Here is a 17,082-nt window from a genome sequence, read left to right on the forward strand (position 1 = left end):
TGAATGGGAACGAGCGCTAAGCATGGCCGACACATCCTTCGACGTCATCATCATCGGCTCCGGCCCCGGCGGCTATGTCACCGCGATCCGCGCCGCCCAGCTCGGCCTCAAGACCGCGATCGTCGAGAAGTCGTATCTCGGCGGCATCTGCCTGAACTGGGGCTGCATCCCGACCAAGGCGCTGCTGCGCTCGGCCGAGATCTACCATTACATGCAGCACGCCAAGGATTACGGCCTGTCGGCCGATAACGTGTCGTTCGACCCGAAGGCCGTCGTCCAGCGCTCGCGCGGCGTGTCGAAGCGGCTCAACGACGGCGTCGGCTTCCTGATGAAGAAAAACAAGGTGAGCGTGATCTGGGGCGCCGCCTCGATCGACGCGCCTGGCAAGGTCACCGTGAAGAAGTCCGATGTCGAGGCGCCCAAGGGCGCGCTGGGCGAGGGCGCTTATCAGGCCAAGCACATCATCGTCGCCACCGGCGCGCGCCCGCGCGTGCTGCCCGGGCTCGAGCCCGACAAGAAGCTGATCTGGACCTATTTCGAGGCGATGGTGCCGGAGAAGATGCCGAAGTCGCTGCTGGTGATGGGGTCGGGCGCCATCGGCATCGAGTTCGCATCGTTCTTCAAGACGATGGGATCGGACGTCACGGTGGTCGAGGTGCTGCCGCAGATCCTGCCGGTGGAGGACGCCGAGATCGCCGGGCTGGCACGCAAGCGGCTCGAGAAGCAGGGCATCAAGATCCTCACCAACACCGGCGTCGTCAAGCTGGAGAAGAAGAGCGACAGCGTGGTCGCAACGCTGGATGACGGCAAGACCAAGCAGACGGCCGAGTTCGAGCGCGTCATCTCGGCGGTCGGTGTCGTCGGCAATATCGAGAATCTCGGACTGGAGAAGCTCGGCGTCAAAACCGACCGCGGCTGCATCGTGATCGACGGCTACGGCAAGACCAACATTCCCGGCATCTACGCCATCGGTGACGTCGCCGGTCCGCCGATGCTGGCACACAAGGCCGAGCATGAGGGCGTCGTCTGCGTCGAAGCGATCAAGGGCCTGCATCCGCACCCCATGGACAAGCTTCTGATCCCCGGCTGCACCTATTGCAACCCGCAAGTGGCTTCCGTCGGCCTGACTGAAGCCAAGGCCAAGGAGAACGGCCGCGAGATCCGCGTCGGCCGCTTCCCCTTCGTCGGCAACGGCAAGGCGATCGCGCTCGGTGAGGACCAAGGCCTGGTCAAGGTCATCTTCGACAAGAAGACCGGCCAGCTGCTCGGCGCCCACATGGTCGGTGCGGAGGTGACCGAGCTGATCCAGGGCTATGTCGTCGCCATGAATTTGGAGACCACTGAGGAAGAGCTGATGCACACGGTGTTCCCGCATCCGACGCTGTCGGAGATGATGAAGGAAGCCGTGCTCGATGCCTATGGAAGGGTGTTGAATATCTGACCGCCGCCGTCATTGCGAGCGAAGCGAAGCAATCCAGAAGGCATCGGCGGAGATAGTCTGGATTGCTTCGTCGCAAGAGCTCCTCGCAATGACAAAGGATCGCTCACAGAACAAGAAAGAAGAGAGCCCATGCAAGACAACGACAACCTCACCATCGAACGCCCGACCTTCGTCACCCATCTCGAATGCGCGATGGAGGGCGATCATTACGCCGCCGACCAGGTCCACAATCTCTCCAAAGCCGGCAAGCCGCTGCTCGTGCGCTACGACCTCGCCGGCGTGAAGAAGGCGCTGACCAAGGATGCGCTTAGCAAACGGCCCGCCGACATGTGGCGCTACCGCGAGCTGCTGCCGGTGCGCAAATGCCAGGACATCGTCTCGCTCGGTGAAGTGACCACGCCGTTGATCCGGCTGCCGAAGCTCGGCGCAAAACTCGGCGGCGGCGAGATCATCGTCAAGGACGAGGGACGGCTGCCGACCGGTTCGTTCAAGGCGCGCGGCCTCGTGATGGCGGTGTCGATGGGCAAGGCGCTCGGCATCAAGCACATGGCGATGCCGACCAACGGCAATGCTGGTGCTGCGCTCGCGGCCTATGCGACGTCTTGCGGCATCAAGACCACGATCTTCTGCCCGGCCGATACGCCCGAGGTGAACGTCAGCGAGATCGAGCTCCAGGGCGCGACCGTCTACCGCGTCAACGGCTATATCGACGATTGCGGCAAGATCGTCGGCGAGGGCAAGGCAAAAGTCGGCTGGTTCGACACCTCGACCTTGAAGGAGCCGTACCGCATCGAAGGCAAGAAGACGATGGGCCTGGAGCTCGCCGAGCAGCTCAACTGGGACGTACCCGATGTGATCTTCTATCCGACCGGCGGCGGCACCGGCCTGATCGGCATGTGGAAGGCGTTCGACGAGCTCGAGAAGATCGGCTTCATCGGCAGCAAGCGTCCGCGCATGGTCGCCGTGCAGGCCTCGGGCTGCGCGCCGATGGTGCGCGCCTATGAGGCCGGTTCCGAGCATGCCACGCGTTGGGAGGACGCCCACACCATCGCATCGGGCATCCGCGTGCCGCAGGCGATCGGCGACTTTCTGATTTTGCGCGCCGTGCGTGAGAGCAAGGGTTTTGCCATCGCGGTCGACGACGACAAGATCTCGTCGGCGCTGAACGAAGTCGCGCGCGAGGAGGGGCTGCTGCTGTGCCCCGAGGGCGCCGCGACCTATGCCGCCTACAAGGACAGCCTCGCCGACGGCCGCGTCAGCAAGACCGACCGCGTGATGCTGTTCAACTGCGCGACCGGCCTGAAGTACCCGCTGCCGCCGGTCACCCGCACGCTCGATCGCCACAAGCCGATCGACTACACACAGTTCTAGAAGCTCTCCCTCGCCCCGCTTGCGGGGGCGCGACGAGCTTCGCTCGCGCTGAGAGGGTCGGGGTGAGGGGGAGTCTCCGCGAGTCCTCTAGCAGAAGGGCTCGCGGAGGCTCCCCCTCACCCGAAACCCGCGCTTCGCGGGAATTTCGACCTCTCCCCGCAAGCGGGCGAGGTGAAGAAAAAGAGGAAGCGTCGGGAGAGCACAATGAAGAAGACCGTCTGGGCCGGGCTGATCGGCATTCTCGCGCTCACCGGCGCCGCGCGCGCCGACGATTATCCGTCGCATCCCATCACCATCATCGTTCCCTTCGCGGCCGGCGGCCCGTCGGATGCGATGGCGCGCGTGCTCGCCGAGCGGATGCGCGTCTCGCTCGGCCAGGCCGTGGTGATCGAGAACGTTACGGGTGCCGGCGGCTCGATCGGCGTCGGCCGCGCCGTGCATTCGCCGCCGGATGGCTACACCATCTCGTTCGGCCATCTCGGCACCCATGTCGCCAACGGCGCCGTCTACAAGCTCAATTACGATCTCGTCGCCGATCTCGAACCCGTGGTGCTGTTGCCGAGCAACCCGATGATCGTGGTCAGCAAGAACGCCGTGCCGGCGACCTCGCTGAAAGAGCTTATGGAATGGCTGAAATCGCGCCCCTCGCCGCCGACGGCCGGCACGGCCGGTGCCGGCTCCGGCAGCCATATCGCCGGCGTCTATTTCGAGAGCGTCTCCGGCATCAAGCTGCAATTCGTGCCGTATCGCGGCACCGCGCCCGCGCTGAACGATCTCATCGCCGGCCAGATCGACATCATCGTCGACCAGACCTCCAACTCCATCAACCAGGTCCGCGCCGGCACGATCCGCGCCTATGCCATCACCGACAACAAGCGCCTGGCGTCAGCACCGGAGATCCCGACCGCGGAAGAGGCTGGGCTGAAGGGCTTCAACATGACGCTGTGGTCGGGCCTGTGGGTGCCGAAGGGCACGCCGAAGGAGATCGTCACCAAACTCAATGCGGCCGCCGTGGAAGCGCTGAACGATCCCGCTGTGAAGAAGCAGCTCGAAAGCCAGGGCCTGGAGATGACGCCGAAGGATCAGCTCACGCCGGAAGCGCTCGGCAATCGCCAGAAGGCCGAGATCGCAAAATGGTGGCCGATCATCAAGGCCGCGAACATCAAGGTGGAGTGAGACGGGGATTTGTTGGTGGGTTAGCGAAGCGTAACCCACCAACGCCTCTATCCGCGGCAACAGAAGAGGTGGATTACGCCAGCGGACTGCGCTCGCGCAGCCGCGGTCTAATCCACCCTACGAAGCGGTGCTTACTCCGATCCCATAAATCCGACCGGCGTTGCCTTGGCGGTCGCATCCTGCGTCACCATGCGCTGGTCGCTCTTGCCCGCGACTGCGCCGCTGCCCTCGAACCGCGCGCGATATACCAGCACGTTCTCCATCACGCGCTGGACATAGTTGCGCGTCTCCGAGAGCGGGATGCGCTCGACCCAGTCGACCGGGTCGATCTTGGGGTCGCGCGGATCGCCGTGGGCTTGCACCCATTCGCGCACCCGGCCGCGGCCGGCGTTGTAACCGGCGAAGGTCATGATCTGGTTGCCGCGATATTCGGAGAGCAAAGCGCTCAGCTCGGCGGCGCCCATCTGGGTGTTGTAGACGGGATCGGAGACCATCCTGTCCCAGTCATACGTGACACCAAAGCGCTTTGCGGTGTCGCGTCCGGCTTCCGGTGTTACCTGCATCAGGCCAACGGCATTGGCAGATGACTTGTCGCGTTGGTCGAACGAGCTCTCGGTGCGGGCCACCGAATAGATCACGCTGGTCTCGATCGCCGGCGCGATCTGCTTGTGCTCGGGAATGCCGATGGTCGGGAAGGCGTAGTGGTCGAGCGCCAGCCCGCGCGCCAGCGCCGACTTGCCGATTTCGAGCATGACGCGCGCGTCGTTGCGCCGGCTGGCGAGTTCGCCGAGCGCTTCGAGCGCCGCGACGTCGGCGCTCTCCTTGGCAAAATCCTCAGCGTAGTAGAGCACCACGTCGCGCTCGCCGATGCGGTAGAGCATGTCTGCGGCGCGCACGCGGTCGTCCGCGGGCGGGGTGTCTGCTTCTGCTGAAGCCAGCACCGGCGAGGGCGCGCGCAACTCGATATTGTCATTGTCGAGGCCGAGCTTGGCACGGGCGAGCTGGCCGTAATACGCGGTCGGATAGCGCGCGGCAGTCTTGTAGCTCATGCGTGCGTCGGCTGTGGCCCCCATGGCTTCTGCTGCGCGGCCGCGCCAGTAATTGGCACGCGACAGCGCGATCGGATTGGCCGAGCCTTCGTCTATCGCGGCAAAGTGCATCATCGCGGTCCTGGGATCGTCGAGATAGCGTAGCGCGATCCAGCCGCACATAAAGTGGTAGTCGACGCGATAGACCTCCATTGCCGGCATCGCGGCCGCGCGCACCACGTCGTAGGCGGTCTTGAACTTGCCCTGGTCGAGCAGTTTTCGCGCCAGCAGGCGGCGCTCGCGCCACCACGCATCGGTGTCCTGGGCCGCCATCGCGTCGGGCGCCGCAGCCAGGATCAGTTCGGCCGCGTCGTCGACGCGGTCCTTCTGCAGATGCCATTGCGCGCGGCACAGCACGTAGCCGAGGTCGCGGCGCGCGTCAGCCGATACCTCGTCGAGATAGTCCGTGGCCTTGTTCTCCTTGCCGTTGACGGCGGCGCAGGCCTTGACGATCGCGAGCGCATCCTCGCCGAGACGTTTTGCGGCGCGCCTCGCACCGGCGTAGTCCTTGGCGCCCAGGCGCTTGTCCATGCGGACGCGATGATCCTCGGCGGTCAAGAGGTCGTGGAACGCTTCGTAGGAATCCTCCTCGCTGCGCTCGGACAATTCGTCCGTGCGCCAGGCCTCGCGGACGAGACGCGCGGCCCGGTCGCTGTCGCCTTCGGCGATCAGCACGCGGGCGAGCGCGAAATTGCCCTTGGCGCTGGTCGGCCGGTCCATCGTGAAGGCGTGCACGGTGGCCGCATCGCTTTTCTCCTGCCACAGCCGAGCCTCGGCGCGGCGGCGCAGCAGCGCGGCGCTCGGCCAATCCGGATTGGCGGCAAGGAAAGCGGCGTAGCGCTTGAAATTCGCGGTGCTCTCGGAATGGCGCAGCATGAACCAGTCGGCGAGCTTTTGTCCGGCGGGATCGGCAATGCGGTCGCGCGCGGCCGTCGCGTCATCGGTCTTGCCCTTGCGCGCAAGGTCGATCGCATCCTTCAGCGCGACGAGGTCGCCGGTCAATGGCGGCGGGGCCGGCTTGTCCGCGGATTCGTCCTGCTTCTTCGACTTGCGCTTGGCCTGGGCATGCTTGCCGTGCTTGCCCGCCGCAGCGTGCCGCTGCTTTCCGGCTTTGGCCTCGAGGGTCTTCTTCGGCGCTGATGATTTGCTCTTCGCCGCCAGCTCCGTCGGGAGCAGCGCCAGTGCGGCCATGGCAACGACACACGCGAGCGAGCGTAGGCACTGGTTCATTCCGTGGTCCCCCCTGCGAAACCAGTACAAACCAAAGTCCGCGACGACATGCGGCTCGAGAATCAAATCGACATGAAGAACGGTGACGCAGCATTGTTTCGCATTCCTCACGCTCCCGCAACAATGCGGCAAAATACGGATGGAACGCGGGAACTTGTGCAACGGAGGATAGAGCGAGACTCCTTACCTTTGTTAACGAATGAAGGCTGCGCGACGGTTGCGGACGGCTCGCGGCGCCACCAGCGGCCAGATTGCGCGTGTTCCCCGGCCGAAATCCGGTGTATTGAGTTCCATCAAGCCGTCCTTCACCCTTTGCCCCGCTCCCCATGCCGCTGTTCAACCAGACGATCCGGCGCAAAATCGTCGGCATCGCCCTCGGACTGATCGTCCTGATGGTCGTCACATCGATCCTGTCGATGGTGATGTCGAGCAGGTCGGCCTGCTCCTGGACGAACTGACCGACCGCTACATCCCGGCCTACGGGCATCTGGCGCGCGCCAATATCCGCTCGCTGGAGCGGGCGCTGGCGCTGCGGCGCATGGTCATGACCAAAATGCAGTCGCCCTCGGACGAGGAGGCCTATGCGGCGCGCCTGCGCGAGTTCGAGGAAATCGACCGCAAGATCGAGGAAGAAGCCGAGGGCGCACGCACGCTCATCAACGCGATCATCGACGATCCAAGGACCTTCTCGGACAATGCCGCACTGGCGCGGATTGAGACGCGCATGGAAACCGCCGTCGCCGAGCTACGCCGCGATCTGAACGAGGAGCATGCAAAGCTCCTCAAGCAGGTCGATGCGCGCCAGATGACGGAGGCCCGCGGCACGCTGGAGCGGATCGACACGCTGCGCGACCAATTCAACCAGAAGATCGACGCAGTCCGTGCCGACATGTTGAAGCAGGTCTACTTCAGCACCTCGCAGGTGATCGACCGTCAGCGCCAGGCGATCATCATCTCGGGCATCGTGACGATCCTCGCCGCTGTGGTCGGCTTTGCCTTTGCGCTGCTGGTCAGTAGCGGCATCACGCGTCCGGTGCGGCTGTTGCTCGCCGGCACCCGCGAAGTCGAGGCGGGCCGCTTCGACAAGACCATCAGCATCACGACTCAGGACGAGATCGGCGAACTCGCCGCAGCCTTCAATCGCATGATCGAGCAGCTGCGCCAGAACGAGCGCATCCGCGAGACCTTTGGCCGCTACATCGATCCCAAGGTGGTGCAGGGGTTGATCGACCGGCCGGAGGTCGCCATCGACGGCCAGCGCCGGGTGATGACGATCATGTTCTGCGACATGAGCGGCTTCACCTCGATGAGCGAGGGCATGACGCCGCGCGGCCTCGTCAAGGTGATGAACCATTATTTCACGATGATGTCCGGCCCGATCAGGAGCAATCGCGGCGTCATCGACAAATATATCGGCGACGCCATCATGGCCTATTGGGGCCCGCCCTTCATCGAGGAGGACGAGCCGGCGCTGCTCGCCGGTATCGCAGCCATCGAGATGACCGACCAGGTGCCGGCGCTTCAGAAGCAGCTGCCGGACCTCCTAGGCATCCGCGCCATGCCGGGTCTCTGCGATCTGCGCATCGGCATTGCCACCGGCGAGGTCCTGACCGGCAGCATCGGTTCCGATCTGATGATGAGCTTTACGGTGATGGGTGACGCGGTGAACCTTGCCTCGCGTCTGGAAGCCGTGAACAAGCTCTACGGCACCCGGATCCTGATCTCGCAGGCAACGGCGGATGCGATCGGCTCACGGCTCGAACTGCGCGAGATCGATCGCCTCGCGGTTGCCGGCCAGAGTGCGCCGCAGCCCGTGTTCCAAATGATGGGCCGGGCAGGTGCGCTTGCCCCCGCCCGGGAGAGCCTGCGCGCGCACTATGCCGAAGGCCTTGCCGCGTATCGCGCGTGCCGCTTCGACGACGCACGCACCGCGTTCAACGCCGCGCTGGAGAGCGCCCCCGGCGATGGCCCTACGCGCACGCTGCTCGCCCGCATCGCAGAGTTCGCGGCCAATCCGCCTGCCGCCGATTGGGACGGCGCGTGGCGGATGGACAGCAAATAGCCCTCCGCCTCCGGGAATAATTGATTCTATCTCATAACGATGTTCGCCGTGACGCATTTTCCGGGATTAGGTTTGTTGTCCTTGAGGCGTTTGATGGGGATACGCCGATGACAGAACTTGAGGACAGGCTGGAGCGGTTCGAGACACTCACGGCCGAATGCGAGTTGATCACCAAGCTTGCCACCGACAGCAACAAGCGCGAATTTTACCTAAAGCTGTCGGAGCAGTACCGGCAGCTCGCGGTCGACATGCGGCAGGCGATCGCGACCAGGGCGGCAGCCTGACATGGCCTAAGGGTTCCAGTTGGAGCGAGGTACGACGCCGGGGGCATCCCTGCGTTTGCGAGACGTCGCGCGGTCGCAATCCGTTCTTAACAATTGAGACGCATGCTCGCTGGGAAGCGGGAGTCGCGCGGCGCGGTTCCCGGCGATGGGAATGCCCGGGCAAGGTTGCCATGCAACATTGCCCACGAAAATTGCTCGTCCGGTGGATGACATCCCATGCGTCTGTTTGCCATGCGTCTGTTTGCGGTCATCTTGTTTGCGCTCATGACGGCAGCCTGCAACCAGGAGCAGGACGTCACGGGCTCGACCCCGCTTTGTCCGATACGCAGCTACAGCTCCTACAATCCGCGCGACATGAACCAGTGCGTTGCCGCCTGCAAGTCGTGCGACCACGGCAATACGGTCACCTGCACCACCTCCTGCACGCTGAGGGGCGCGCACTGAGCGGGGCCGCGTCTGGTGACCGACAGCCCGCAGATCGCCCATGCCGGCGAGCTCGCGCAGGAGACGCTGGCCTATGTCGTCCATGCCGCCGTGGCGCTCCACATCTCGGCGACCGTCTGGGGATGCCGTTGGTGATGCGCGATGGAACGCTGGCGCGGATGTGGCAGCGATCGGGGAACCGCGAGAGCTGAACCGCTGACGGTGCTCCGCCACCGGAACGAATGACATAGGATACTCATTGGAAGGAGCAGGCAGGACGCGGAGTCGAATGAATGGGTATGCTCGATCCCGGCCGGTTTCTGGTGTCGTGCTCGCATTGCGAGGCTTGGCCGATGGCCGCCAATGTCAAGCGTGCGAGCTGGTCGGCGCAGCCACACGAGGTCCGCTTCGTCTGCCCGCGCTGCCGCCGCGAGGAGACCGCGATCGTATCCGCATCCGGGCAATTGCTACCGATCAAGCGCGTCGATATTCCGCCGCAGGACGTGACTGCTGCCTGGGCCCAGGCCCAACGTCCGCGGGGGCGGACATAAGCCGCACATCATTGCGCGATCCCGTTTTGGAACCCTGCCAACCGTCGGACGTTTCCGCCTCGACACCAATGCATCGAGGCTGAACGCATGATCAGCGAGCATTTCGACACCCGCACACGGATCAACATGAAGCTGGCGCTGGACCGGGTTTGCCGCCATCGTCCCGACGGCGAGGATCATGGCTTCCGCAGGTCAGTCGCCGAAAACATCATCCGCTGTGCGCTCGCGGGTAGGACCGGCATCGGCCAGCTCGTCGATGCCGGCGAGCGGGCCACGATCAGGACGCGCGCGGAGCGGGAGACGGCCTGATTGCGTACTGGCGGAATTCGTCGATAGCCGTGGTAGGGTTGTCGCCAGGAGATTGTCCATGGTGCTCACGATCCTGCCGCTGCATGCCGACCGCATTCGCCTTCACCCAGTCTGCTTTGCGATGCTGACCGAGTCGTCTGCGCTCGCAAGTCTTGCGGGACGCGCGACAGCTTGATCAGTGAGGCCCATTGGCGCGACGACATCGCGTCGCTGGTGTTTTCAGTCACCGGCCATGGCGCGATCTGTGCCGTGCACCGGGGCGCCTTCCGAACCTTGCTCGGCACAGAGCCGTCGCCGGCGGCCTGCCTCGGCTATTTCCGGCGGTTTGAAGCCGCCTTTCGAGCCGCCGCCGGCGCCAAGATTGCCCGCAAGGGCATTTTGCCCGGGACAAGCCTGCATCTTACCAGTCGCGACATCGCCCGGAAGCTGCTAGAAGACGCGCAAATCGCCAATGGAGAATAGCCTATGAGCCCGTCGCAGCTCACGAACGCCCAGCTCGCCAACGCTCAGGTCACGCTTCCGGTTGCCGCCGGGCACGTGGGACGGCTGTCGCAGGCTCTGATGGCGATGATGCTCGGCGTGTTCGTCGTCGGGGTGGTCGGCTTCTCGCATATCGACGTCGTCCACAACGCTGCCCACGACGTGCGGCATTCGAACGCGTTCCCCTGCCACTAGCCGGGGTGGCATGAGCACGTTTCGCGCGATCGTCTTCGCGTCGGTCATTGCCGGTTTCATCGTCGGTCTCATCGTCACTGTCGTCCAGCAGTTCGGCACCGTCCCCCTGATCCTGAAGGCGGAAGTCTTCGAGAAGGCGGCGGAAGCACATCAGCATGACGTTCCAGCCACCGCGCAACCGACGGCTGCCGGGCATGATCACGCAGACCATGATCATGCCGGTCACGACCATGGCGCCGGCGACCACGACCATGGCGCCGGGGCGTGGGAGCCGCGCGACGGGTTCGAACGCAACGCCTACACCGCCGCTGCCAACATCCTGACCGCGATCGGCTTCGCGCTGCTCCTGGCCGGCTTCTTCGCCGTGCGCAGCGGTGCCACCGGCGGCAGCGTCTCCTGGCACGAAGGCCTGCTGTGGGGCTTGGCGGGCTTTGCCGTCTTCACGCTTGCGCCCGGCCTCGGCCTGCCGCCCGAGCTGCCCGGCGTGCCTGCCGCGCCGTTGCTGTCGCGGCAGATCTGGTGGCTGGCCGCCGTGCTGGCGACGGCCGGAGGGCTTGCCTTGATGGTCTTCCGCCGCTCGGTGCCGGCGGCGATCGCCGGCGTGATCCTGCTGACCCTGCCGCATCTGATCGGCGCACCCGAACTCGCCAACATCGAGACCAACGTGCCGTCGTCACTGACGCATCAGTTCGTCACCGCCGTGACGGTGACGAGCCTGGTGTTCTGGACCCTGCTCGGCGGTTTGACGAGTATGGTATTCGCGCGTTTCGACCGCGGCGCGGACCAGCGCGGCTAACGTTGCGACCGTGTCGCGGTGCGCCACCGTAGCAACGCGACCGCGGTCCAGACGGTCTCGACACATCCGAACGGCCAGGCGCCCTGGAGAAAGCCGTAAATCGCACTGAGCGCGCACGCCGCCGCGAAGGCCAGCACATAATGCGGTCCGCGCGGCTCGAGCGCGTAGAACAGCAGCATCGCGCCGACCGACAGCAGTCCGAAGATCGCGAGCCCGTCCATCAGCCGGCCGGCGGCTTCGGCTTCTTGGCCACGCCGAGCTCGTGGAAGACGACGGACTCCATTGCCGGCCACAATGCGGCCGTCGCGGTCAGCACGGTCGCCGCGCACATCGCCGCCAGCACCGTCGATCGGATTTTCAAGCCCGTCATTCGCGACCGCCACACGATCCAGCCCCAGGCGCAGAGCACGACGGCAATCGACAGCTTCGTTATCTGGCCATGCGCATGGTCGAGCACGGCGATCAGGCTTCCCGCGCTGGCGAGCACCACAGCGGGCAAGGTGAAGGGAAGCAGGCAGCACGCCGTGCAGGCTGCAGCGACAATAGCCGTCGCCACGGCGGTGCCCGCGGCCTTGCCGCCACCTTGCTCGATCTTCGCAGCGCAGCCGCATCCCGACGACGTCTCCGAGGGGAGGCCGCAGGACGGTCCAATAACGCTCATGTGATTCTCCTCATGCTTGTGCGTCTCGAACCTGATCGCTACGCCCTCAGGCCACTTGAGGTTCAAGCGAAAAGTGAGAGCTTCCATGAGAATTGGTGTCCTCGCCAAAGCCGCCGGAGTCTCGGTCCCGACCATCCGCTATTACGAGAGCATCGGCCTGCTCACGCCGCCGGCGCGCCAGGGCGGCCAGCGCATCTATGGCGGCGAAGACGTCAATGCACTCCGCCTGATCAGGCATTGCCGCGATCTCGACTTCTCGATTGACGAGACCCGCAACATCCTCGCATCGGTGCATCGGCGCTTGCCCTGTAGCGACACGAAGGCGTTTGCGGAGCAGCACCTCGCATCGATCAGGAAGAAGATCGCGGAGTTGCGCGCGCTTGAGACGACAGTAGCCGCGCTGGTGAGCGGCTGCGAGACAACCTGCTGCGGCAGCGCCGCGCCGGATTGCGTGATCCTGCAGCCAGGAGAGATCAATTGCGGATCATGACATCAGTTCGTGCAGGCCGATCCAGCCGGTGTAGAGGCCGACGAAGACGATCAGGGCCGCCGATACGTAGGGCGCACGGTGAGCGTAGCGGCTGAAGCCGCCCCAATGTCGTTCGACGTGCCGCAGGCTGAGCGCCGCCAGCACGCCTGCCGACACCATCGTGATAGCGAGCCCGATGCCGAAGGACAGCACCAGGACGAAGCCAAGGCTGAACTGCTTCAGCTGAATGCAAAGCAGCAGCACGGTGATCGCGGCGGGGCAGGGGATCAGTCCACCGGTGAGGCCGAACAGGACGATCTGTGCGGTGGTGACGTTGCCTCCCGCAAAGCGCTTGCGGATGTCCGCGGCATGGGCGCGGGCGTGCGCATCGTCCTCGTCGCCGAGATTCATGTGGCCGTGATCGTGCTCTTCGAAGAGGAGCTCTGCGGCGGCGGCGCCCAGGGTCACGCGCGCCTTGAATGCATGCGGCTCGGGAATTTCCTCGACGCTTTCGAGGTAATCGTCCCGGGAGGCGAACGCGAAGGTCTGCTCCGAACCGTCTTCGCGAAGCGTGGTCACCTTGATGTCGCCGGCAGCGGGAAGCGCGCCGTTCGCGCTCCGGATCCGCCAGCGCGGCGGCACGCCGTCTTCAAAAACCTCCAGCAGCAGGGACGACCCGGCTAGCGAGACGGATTGCGGTTCGTCGTGATGGTCGTGGTCGTGCTCGTGGTTCTGCTCTCGCCACGTGCGCCAGACCATCCAGGCGGCAACGCCGATGATGATGGCGGCGGACGCCAGTTGCAGGTAGGCCTCGCTGCGTTCGCCGGACAATTCCCGGCCGAAATAAAGTCCCGCGAGCGCGATCGCCCAGACCACCGCGGTATGGGAGATGGCCGCCGACAGACCGAGCAGCGCGGCCTGAAGCACCGTTCCTCTCACCGCGATGATGAAGGCGGCCATCATGGTCTTGGAATGGCCGGGCTCGAGACCATGCAGGGCGCCGAGCAGGATCGCGCTTGGCACGAACAGCCATGCGTGCGCGCTGCTCTGTTGGAGCAGATGAGACAGGTCGGTCATGTCGTTCACTTCAAATAGGTTCGGACGACGTCGATGAGGTCGGCCGCGCCCCTGGCCTTCTCCGGATCCTTCTCGTGCGCGGGATCCACGACATGGTGGCGGATGTGGTCCTCGAGCAGTTCGGTGGTGAGGCCGCTGATCGCGCCTTTCACCGAAGCCACCAGCATCAGGACATCGGCGCAACCGATCTCCGACTCGAGCGCGCGTTCGACCGCCTCGAGCTGCCCCTTCATGCGACGGACGCGGCCGATGAGCTTCGACTTGTGCTTGATGGTGTGCGACATGTCCATAAGATAGGGGGGTACCCTATAGCTGTCAAATGCGTCGACCTCATCTGGCCAAGCAGGGCGGGTCATCAAAGTTCTAAAAAAGAGAAATTTCGCTTGCACCGCCGGGCCACACATTTTTACGACTTCGCCCATCCCGGCGCGACCTGGAGGCGCGATCGTACGTCGTTACTGATCGCGAGCCAGGCTTGCAGTGATGCGGCAGCGTCATCGCCGACTCAGTCGTGGGCCGCCCGCCATCGCCCTCGCTTTGGGCCCGCCGCGTACGCCACAACATCTCCAGTTGCGGGATGCCCCCTCCCGTGAGGGTAACACTGTAGGCATTCTCCGTGTCCTCTGAGCCACGATTGTGCTCTCCAGGCAACATCCACGTGCGATTTAACGGTTATCGCAGTCCGTTCGCATCGGCGCCGCTTTTTGGCCACACCCAAACATGAATAAAATCGCTCTGACGTTTCAGGGCTGGGCTGGCCCATGGCAGGCGGGAAATCCCCAAGGTCGATCGAAAAGGTCGATTCAAATCTTGGGTCTCATGTTCCGGGTCTGACAAGGGTTCGCCAAGGAAACTGGACCAAGGAAACTAGACCAAGGAAACTGGTCGCGATGGACGCCAAGACCAACATCAAGCAGAGGCTGCCGAGCCGTCACGTGACGGAAGGCCCTGCGCGCGCGCCCCATCGCTCCTATTTCTACGCCATGGGTCTGACCACCGAGCAGATCCACCAGCCCTTCGTCGGCGTCGCCTCCTGCTGGAACGAGGCCGCGCCCTGCAACATCTCGCTGATGCGCCAGGCGCAGGCGGTGAAGAAGGGCGTCGCGTCGGCCGGCGGCACGCCCCGCGAGTTCTGCACCATCACCGTCACCGACGGCATCGCCATGGGCCATGACGGCATGCGCTCGTCACTGCCGTCGCGCGAATGCATCGCCGATTCCGTCGAGCTGACCGTACGCGGCCATGCCTACGACGCCCTCGTCGGGCTCGCCGGCTGCGACAAGTCGCTGCCGGGCATGATGATGGCGATGGTCCGCCTCAACGTGCCCTCGATCTTCATTTACGGCGGCTCAATCCTGCCCGGCAATTTCCGCGGCCAGCAGGTCACCGTGCAGGACATGTTCGAGGCCGTCGGCAAGCACTCGGTCGGCGCCATGTCGGATGAGGATCTCGACGAGATCGAGCGCGTGGCATGTCCGTCGGCGGGCGCGTGCGGCGCACAGTTCACCGCCAACACCATGGCGACCGTCTCGGAAGCCATCGGGCTCGCGCTGCCTTACTCGGCCGGTGCTCCGGCACCGTATGAAATCCGTGACGCCTTCTGCATGACCGCGGGCGAGAAGGTGATGGACCTGATTGCGTCCAATCTCCGGCCGCGCGACATCGTCACCCGCAAGGCGCTGGAGAATGCGGCCGCCGTGGTCGCCGCCTCCGGCGGCTCGACCAATGCTGCACTGCATTTGCCCGCGATCGCGCATGAGGCCGGCATCAAGTTCGACCTGTTCGACGTCGCCGAAATCTTCAAAAAGACACCGTATGTCGCGGATTTGAAGCCGGGTGGCCGTTATGTCGCCAAAGACATGTTTGAAGTAGGTGGCATACCGCTTCTGATGAAGACGCTGCTCGACAATGGATTTCTCCACGGCGACTGCATTACGGTCACCGGTCGAACGATCGCCGAAAACCTCAAGAGCGTGAAGTGGAATCCGCACCAGGACGTGGTGCACCCGGCAGACAAGCCCATCACCGTCACCGGCGGTGTGGTTGGTCTGAAGGGCAATTTGGCGCCAGAAGGTGCGATCGTGAAAGTCGCGGGAATGTCCAATCTGAGGTTCACCGGTCCGGCGCGCTGCTTCGACCGGGAAGAGGACGCCTTCGAGGCCGTCCAGAACCGCACCTACCGCGAAGGCGAAGTCATCGTGATCCGCTACGAGGGCCCCAAGGGTGGACCCGGCATGCGGGAAATGCTTCAGACCACTGCGGCGCTGACCGGGCAGGGCATGGGCGGCAAGATCGCGCTCATCACCGACGGCCGCTTCTCCGGCGCCACCCGCGGCTTCTGCATCGGCCATGTCGGGCCTGAGGCCGCCATCGGCGGCCCGATCGCACTGTTGCAGGACGGCGACATCATCGAGATCGACGCCGTTGCCGGAATCCTTAACGTAAAATTGAGCGACGCCGAGCTCGCGCAACGCAAGACCAAGTGGAGCGCTCGCGCGACTAACCACACGACGGGCGCGCTCTGGAAATATGCTCAGCAGGTTGGGCCGGCGGTCGATGGGGCAGTGACCCATCCGGGTGGCGCGCACGAGAAACAGTGTTATGCGGATATCTAGGCGTACCATCGTTGCGTTTGTGTTGGGGGCTACCGCGCTGGCCGCGCCGGCGCTCGCCTTCGACGGGGCGCCGGTCAATCCCAAGGATGCGACCATCCCGGTGGTGACCACCTTGCCCGGTGCTGCGGGCGTAGTGCGCAAGTCCGCGCCGCCGGCGGCGACCCAGGATACCTCGCTGAGCGCCCTGCAATACGCCGCCGAGGGCGGTCACCCGATCGCGCAGTGGAAGCTCGGCCGCATGTACGCCAACGGCGACGGCGTGGCCCAGGACGACGTGCGCGCCTTCGAATATTTCACCCGGATCGCCAACGCGCATGCCGATGACAGCCCGTCGGCGCCGCAGGCGCAGATCGTGGCTAACGCCTTCGTTGCGCTTGGCCGCTACTATCTGAGTGGCATTCCGAACTCGAAGATCAAACCTGATCCGGATCGGGCGCGGGAGATGTTCTCCTATGCGGCGTCCTATTTCGGCAACGCCGATGCGCAATACGATCTCGCCCGGCTCTATCTGAAGACGCCGGACGCCTCGCGCGAGGATTTCCGCTATGGCGCGCGCTGGCTCGGTCTGGCCGCCCAGAAGGGCCAGCACGAGGCCCAGGCGCTGCTCGGACAGATGCTGTTCAACGGCGACCGCCTGCCGCGGCAGGCCGCGCGCGGCCTGATGTGGCTGACGCTCGCGCGTGACAGCGCCGGCGTCGACGAGATCTGGATCAAGGAAAACTACAACCGCGCCTTGGCCAAGGCTTCCGACGACGACCGCGCCATGTGCCTGCAAATGCTGGAACAGTGGGTGCAGGGGCGCCGCGAATAGGGGGGGACCTCGGTGCGTAGGGTGGATTAGCCGAAGGCGTAAT

18 protein-coding genes and 1 pseudogene are annotated in these 17,082 nt (G+C 64.6%); 14 read left to right on the forward strand and 5 right to left on the reverse strand.

Annotation, left to right across the window (positions count from 1 at the left end; translation table 11 throughout):
• Positions 1 to 22 precede the first annotated feature (22 nt).
• From lpdA to JJE66_RS18330, 3 genes are all read left to right on the forward strand, one after another.
• Positions 23 to 1,441, forward strand: coding sequence for a dihydrolipoyl dehydrogenase (lpdA, locus tag JJE66_RS18320; protein WP_200515704.1), 1,419 nt, complete (start codon positions 23 to 25; stop codon positions 1,439 to 1,441).
• A 129-nt stretch (positions 1,442 to 1,570) separates the two neighbouring features.
• Positions 1,571 to 2,812, forward strand: coding sequence for a threonine synthase (locus JJE66_RS18325; RefSeq protein WP_200515705.1), 1,242 nt, complete (start codon positions 1,571 to 1,573; stop codon positions 2,810 to 2,812).
• 204 nt (positions 2,813 to 3,016) lie between these two features.
• Positions 3,017 to 3,988 carry a tripartite tricarboxylate transporter substrate binding protein BugD gene (locus JJE66_RS18330; RefSeq protein WP_200515706.1) on the forward strand — a complete coding sequence of 324 codons (972 nt, stop codon included), beginning with the start codon at positions 3,017 to 3,019 and terminating at the stop codon, positions 3,986 to 3,988.
• 131 nt (positions 3,989 to 4,119) lie between these two features.
• Here JJE66_RS18330 and JJE66_RS18335 read toward each other — a convergent pair whose 3' ends face one another.
• Positions 4,120 to 6,306 carry a lytic transglycosylase domain-containing protein gene (locus JJE66_RS18335; protein WP_200515707.1) on the reverse strand — a complete coding sequence of 729 codons (2,187 nt, stop codon included), beginning with the start codon at positions 6,304 to 6,306 and terminating at the stop codon, positions 4,120 to 4,122.
• 326 nt (positions 6,307 to 6,632) lie between these two features.
• On the opposite strand from JJE66_RS18335, the pseudogene JJE66_RS18340 reads away from it, so the two are divergent.
• From JJE66_RS18340 to JJE66_RS18375, 8 genes and pseudogenes are all read left to right on the forward strand, one after another.
• Positions 6,633 to 8,368, forward strand: a pseudogene (locus tag JJE66_RS18340) (adenylate/guanylate cyclase domain-containing protein).
• A gap of 107 nt (positions 8,369 to 8,475) precedes the next feature.
• Positions 8,476 to 8,652 (forward strand): hypothetical protein, encoded by a 177-nt coding sequence (locus JJE66_RS18345; protein ID WP_200515708.1) that lies wholly within the window; start codon positions 8,476 to 8,478, stop codon positions 8,650 to 8,652.
• Positions 8,653 to 8,883: 231 nt separating this feature from the next.
• A complete protein-coding gene (locus tag JJE66_RS18350; protein ID WP_200518566.1) occupies positions 8,884 to 9,096 on the forward strand; it encodes a hypothetical protein in 213 nt (70 codons plus the stop codon).
• 272 nt (positions 9,097 to 9,368) lie between these two features.
• Positions 9,369 to 9,626 carry a hypothetical protein gene (locus tag JJE66_RS18355; protein WP_200515709.1) on the forward strand — a complete coding sequence of 86 codons (258 nt, stop codon included), beginning with the start codon at positions 9,369 to 9,371 and terminating at the stop codon, positions 9,624 to 9,626.
• Positions 9,627 to 9,713: 87 nt separating this feature from the next.
• Positions 9,714 to 9,935: a hypothetical protein gene (locus JJE66_RS18360; RefSeq protein ID WP_200515710.1), complete on the forward strand. Its 222-nt coding sequence runs from the start codon at positions 9,714 to 9,716 to the stop codon at positions 9,933 to 9,935.
• A 171-nt stretch (positions 9,936 to 10,106) separates the two neighbouring features.
• Positions 10,107 to 10,397: a hypothetical protein gene (locus JJE66_RS18365; protein WP_200515711.1), complete on the forward strand. Its 291-nt coding sequence runs from the start codon at positions 10,107 to 10,109 to the stop codon at positions 10,395 to 10,397.
• A gap of 3 nt (positions 10,398 to 10,400) precedes the next feature.
• Entirely contained in the window at positions 10,401 to 10,610 is a 210-nt protein-coding gene (locus tag JJE66_RS18370) for a CbtB-domain containing protein (RefSeq protein WP_200515712.1), read from the forward strand.
• 10 nt (positions 10,611 to 10,620) lie between these two features.
• Complete coding sequence (locus JJE66_RS18375) at positions 10,621 to 11,406, forward strand: CbtA family protein (protein ID WP_200515713.1); 786 nt, start codon at positions 10,621 to 10,623, stop codon at positions 11,404 to 11,406.
• On the opposite strand, the gene JJE66_RS18380 is transcribed toward JJE66_RS18375, so the two are convergent.
• A complete protein-coding gene (locus tag JJE66_RS18380; protein ID WP_200515714.1) occupies positions 11,403 to 11,627 on the reverse strand; it encodes a hypothetical protein in 225 nt (74 codons plus the stop codon). The genes JJE66_RS18375 and JJE66_RS18380 overlap by 4 nt on opposite strands.
• A complete protein-coding gene (locus JJE66_RS18385; protein WP_200515715.1) occupies positions 11,627 to 12,067 on the reverse strand; it encodes a hypothetical protein in 441 nt (146 codons plus the stop codon). Before JJE66_RS18385 ends, JJE66_RS18380 begins: the two co-directional genes overlap by 1 nt.
• Before the next feature lie 85 nt (positions 12,068 to 12,152).
• Here JJE66_RS18385 and JJE66_RS18390 point away from each other — a divergent pair, with 85 nt between their 5' ends.
• Complete coding sequence (locus JJE66_RS18390) at positions 12,153 to 12,557, forward strand: MerR family transcriptional regulator (protein ID WP_200515716.1); 405 nt, start codon at positions 12,153 to 12,155, stop codon at positions 12,555 to 12,557.
• On the opposite strand, the gene JJE66_RS18395 is transcribed toward JJE66_RS18390, so the two are convergent.
• Both JJE66_RS18395 and JJE66_RS18400 read right to left on the reverse strand, forming a co-directional pair.
• Positions 12,552 to 13,613: a sulfite exporter TauE/SafE family protein gene (locus tag JJE66_RS18395; RefSeq protein ID WP_200515717.1), complete on the reverse strand. Its 1,062-nt coding sequence runs from the start codon at positions 13,611 to 13,613 to the stop codon at positions 12,552 to 12,554. The two genes, JJE66_RS18390 and JJE66_RS18395, sit on opposite strands and share 6 nt — an antisense overlap.
• Positions 13,614 to 13,618: 5 nt before the next feature.
• Positions 13,619 to 13,897 carry a metal/formaldehyde-sensitive transcriptional repressor gene (locus JJE66_RS18400; protein ID WP_200518568.1) on the reverse strand — a complete coding sequence of 93 codons (279 nt, stop codon included), beginning with the start codon at positions 13,895 to 13,897 and terminating at the stop codon, positions 13,619 to 13,621.
• Positions 13,898 to 14,503: 606 nt separating this feature from the next.
• On the opposite strand from JJE66_RS18400, the gene ilvD reads away from it, so the two are divergent.
• Complete coding sequence (gene ilvD / locus JJE66_RS18405) at positions 14,504 to 16,228, forward strand: dihydroxy-acid dehydratase (protein WP_200515718.1); 1,725 nt, start codon at positions 14,504 to 14,506, stop codon at positions 16,226 to 16,228.
• Positions 16,215 to 17,039 carry a tetratricopeptide repeat protein gene (locus JJE66_RS18410; protein ID WP_200515719.1) on the forward strand — a complete coding sequence of 275 codons (825 nt, stop codon included), beginning with the start codon at positions 16,215 to 16,217 and terminating at the stop codon, positions 17,037 to 17,039. The genes ilvD and JJE66_RS18410 overlap by 14 nt, the downstream gene beginning before the upstream one ends.
• Positions 17,040 to 17,082: the final 43 nt, after the last annotated feature.

It is taken from the genome of Bradyrhizobium diazoefficiens, from assembly GCF_016612535.1.
Classification (GTDB): Bacteria; Pseudomonadota; Alphaproteobacteria; order Rhizobiales; family Xanthobacteraceae; genus Bradyrhizobium; species Bradyrhizobium diazoefficiens_C.

Excerpts from the sequence above, each read along its gene's own strand:
- lpdA (WP_200515704.1), top strand. The coding sequence starts at position 23 with ATGGCCGACACATCCTTCGACGTCATCATCATCGGCTCCGGCCCCGGC.
- JJE66_RS18325 (WP_200515705.1), top strand. The coding sequence starts at position 1,571 with ATGCAAGACAACGACAACCTCACCATCGAACGCCCGACCTTCGTCACC.
- JJE66_RS18330 (WP_200515706.1), top strand. The coding sequence starts at position 3,017 with ATGAAGAAGACCGTCTGGGCCGGGCTGATCGGCATTCTCGCGCTCACC.
- JJE66_RS18335 (WP_200515707.1), bottom strand. The coding sequence starts at position 6,306 with ATGAACCAGTGCCTACGCTCGCTCGCGTGTGTCGTTGCCATGGCCGCA.
- JJE66_RS18345 (WP_200515708.1), top strand. The coding sequence starts at position 8,476 with ATGACAGAACTTGAGGACAGGCTGGAGCGGTTCGAGACACTCACGGCC.
- JJE66_RS18350 (WP_200518566.1), top strand. The coding sequence starts at position 8,884 with ATGCGTCTGTTTGCGGTCATCTTGTTTGCGCTCATGACGGCAGCCTGC.
- JJE66_RS18355 (WP_200515709.1), top strand. The coding sequence starts at position 9,369 with ATGGGTATGCTCGATCCCGGCCGGTTTCTGGTGTCGTGCTCGCATTGC.
- JJE66_RS18360 (WP_200515710.1), top strand. The coding sequence starts at position 9,714 with ATGATCAGCGAGCATTTCGACACCCGCACACGGATCAACATGAAGCTG.
- JJE66_RS18370 (WP_200515712.1), top strand. The coding sequence starts at position 10,401 with ATGAGCCCGTCGCAGCTCACGAACGCCCAGCTCGCCAACGCTCAGGTC.
- JJE66_RS18375 (WP_200515713.1), top strand. The coding sequence starts at position 10,621 with ATGAGCACGTTTCGCGCGATCGTCTTCGCGTCGGTCATTGCCGGTTTC.
- JJE66_RS18380 (WP_200515714.1), bottom strand. The coding sequence starts at position 11,627 with ATGGACGGGCTCGCGATCTTCGGACTGCTGTCGGTCGGCGCGATGCTG.
- JJE66_RS18385 (WP_200515715.1), bottom strand. The coding sequence starts at position 12,067 with ATGAGCGTTATTGGACCGTCCTGCGGCCTCCCCTCGGAGACGTCGTCG.
- JJE66_RS18390 (WP_200515716.1), top strand. The coding sequence starts at position 12,153 with ATGAGAATTGGTGTCCTCGCCAAAGCCGCCGGAGTCTCGGTCCCGACC.
- JJE66_RS18395 (WP_200515717.1), bottom strand. The coding sequence starts at position 13,613 with ATGACCGACCTGTCTCATCTGCTCCAACAGAGCAGCGCGCACGCATGG.
- JJE66_RS18400 (WP_200518568.1), bottom strand. The coding sequence starts at position 13,897 with ATGTCGCACACCATCAAGCACAAGTCGAAGCTCATCGGCCGCGTCCGT.
- ilvD (WP_200515718.1), top strand. The coding sequence starts at position 14,504 with ATGGACGCCAAGACCAACATCAAGCAGAGGCTGCCGAGCCGTCACGTG.
- JJE66_RS18410 (WP_200515719.1), top strand. The coding sequence starts at position 16,215 with ATGCGGATATCTAGGCGTACCATCGTTGCGTTTGTGTTGGGGGCTACC.